This window comes from Nonomuraea sp. NPDC049709, assembly GCF_040674815.1.
In the GTDB taxonomy this organism is placed as follows: Bacteria; Actinomycetota; Actinomycetes; order Streptosporangiales; family Streptosporangiaceae; genus Nonomuraea.
Genome location: NZ_JBFANM010000192.1, coordinates 1 through 2,466, shown reverse-complemented (window position 1 = coordinate 2,466; position 2,466 = coordinate 1). Strand labels below are relative to the sequence as shown.

1 rRNA gene is annotated in these 2,466 nt (G+C 56.6%); it reads right to left on the bottom strand.

Annotated elements, in window-relative coordinates:
• Positions 1-8: 8 nt before the first annotated feature.
• Positions 9-2,466, bottom strand: a 23S ribosomal RNA gene (locus tag AB0J69_RS61575); the annotation flags it as partial.

Genomic DNA, 2,466 nt, shown 5'->3' with positions numbered 1-2,466 from the left:
TATGCTTTGTGGTCAAGTCCTCGGCCTATTAGTACCGGTCAGCTCCACACGTTACCGTGCTTCCACCTCCGGCCTATCAACCCGGTCGTCTACCGGGAGCCTTACCCACTCTCATGGTGGGAGACCTCATCTCAAGGCGAGCTTCCCGCTTAGATGCTTTCAGCGGTTATCCCTTCCGAACGTAGCCAACCAGCCGTGCACCTGGCGGTACAACTGGCACACCAGAGGTTCGTCCGTCCCGGTCCTCTCGTACTAGGGACAGCCCCTTTCAAGTCTCCTGCGCGCGCAGCGGATAGGGACCGAACTGTCTCGCGACGTTCTAAACCCAGCTCGCGTACCGCTTTAATGGGCGAACAGCCCAACCCTTGGGACCTACTCCAGCCCCAGGATGCGACGAGCCGACATCGAGGTGCCAAACCATCCCGTCGATATGGACTCTTGGGGAAGATCAGCCTGTTATCCCCGGGGTACCTTTTAGCCGTTGAGCGACACCGCTTCCACACGCCGATGCCGGATCACTAGTCCCAGCTTTCGCTCCTGCTCGACCCGTCAGTCTCACAGTCAAGCTCCCTTGTGCACTTACACTCAACACCTGATTGCCAACCAGGCTGAGGGAACCTTTGGGCGCCTCCGTTACCCTTTAGGAGGCAACCGCCCCAGTTAAACTACCCACCAGACACTGTCCCCGATCCGGATCACGGACCAGAGTTAGACGTTCAAAACGACCAGAGTGGTATTTCACCAATGACTCCACCCGAACTAGCGTCCGAGCTTCCCAGTCTCCCACCTATCCTACACAAGACGCTCCAAACGCCAATGTCAAGCTGTAGTGAAGGTCCCGGGGTCTTTCCGTCCTGCTGCGCGTAACGAGCATCTTTACTCGTAGTGCAATTTCGCCGGGTCTGCGGTTGAGACAGCGGGGAAGTCGTTACGCCATTCGTGCAGGTCGGAACTTACCCGACAAGGAATTTCGCTACCTTAGGATGGTTATAGTTACCACCGCCGTTTACCGGCGCTTAAGTTCTCACCTTCGCCCAGAAAACTGGACTAAGCGGTCCCCTTAACGTTCCGGCACCGGGCAGGCGTCAGTCCGTATACATCGTCTTACGACTTCGCACGGACCTGTGTTTTTAGTAAACAGTCGCTTCCCCCTGGCCACTGCGACCCCCACCAGCTCAGAGTGCAAGACTCATCACCAACAGAGGTCCCCCTTCTCCCGAAGTTACGGGGGCAATTTGCCGAGTTCCTTAACCACAGTTCACCCGATCGCCTTAGTATTCTCTACCTGACCACCTGAGTCGGTTTAGGGTACGGGCCGCCACAACACTCACTAGAGGCTTTTCTCGGCAGCATAGGATCATCCACTTCACCACAATCGGCTCGGCATCACATCTCAGGCATAAAGAACGCGGATTTGCCTACGTTCCGCCCTACATGCTTACCCCAGGACAACCATCGCCTGGGCTGGACTACCTTCCTGCGTCACCCCATCGCTTACCTACTACCCGATCGGACCGAGCGTTCGGCCTAACATCGCCTCCGAAGAGGCAACTGACTTAAGGACTCTTAGCATCACGAGGTTCAGTATGGGCGCATTGAAGCGGGTACGGGAATATCAACCCGTTGTCCATCGACTACGCCTGTCGGCCTCGCCTTAGGTCCCGACTTACCCTGGGCGGATTAGCCTGGCCCAGGAACCCTTGGTCATCCGGCGCGAGGGTTTCTCACCCTCGATTCGCTACTCATGCCTGCATTCTCACTCGCACAGCCTCCACAACTAGATCACTCTGCTGCTTCGCCGGCTGCACGACGCTCCCCTACCCATCCACCACACAAGGTGATGAATGCCACGACTTCGGCGGTGTACTTGAGCCCCGCTACATTGTCGGCGCGGAATCACTTGACCAGTGAGCTATTACGCACTCTTTCAAGGGTGGCTGCTTCTAAGCCAACCTCCTGGTTGTCTCTGCGACTCCACATCCTTTCCCACTTAGCACACGCTTAGGGGCCTTAGTCGGTGATCTGGGCTGTTTCCCTCTCGACTACGAACCTTATCGCCCGCAGTCTCACTGCCACGCTCTCACTTACCGGCATTCGGAGTTTGGCTGACGTCAGTAACCTTGTCGGGCCCATTAGCCATCCAGTGCTCTACCTCCGGCAAGAAACACGCAACGCTGCACCTAAATGCATTTCGGGGAGAACCAGCTATCACGGAGTTTGATTGGCCTTTCACCCCTACACACAGATCATCCCCCAGGTTTTCAACCCTGGTGGGTTCGGTCCTCCACCCAGTCTTACCTGAGCTTCAACCTGCCCATGCGTAGATCACTCCGCTTCGGGTCTACAGCATGCGACTCAAACGCCCTATTCAGACTCGCTTTCGCTACGGCTCCCCCACACGGGTTAACCTCGCCACACACCATAACTCGCAGGCTCATTCTTCAAAAGGCACGCAGTCACATCACA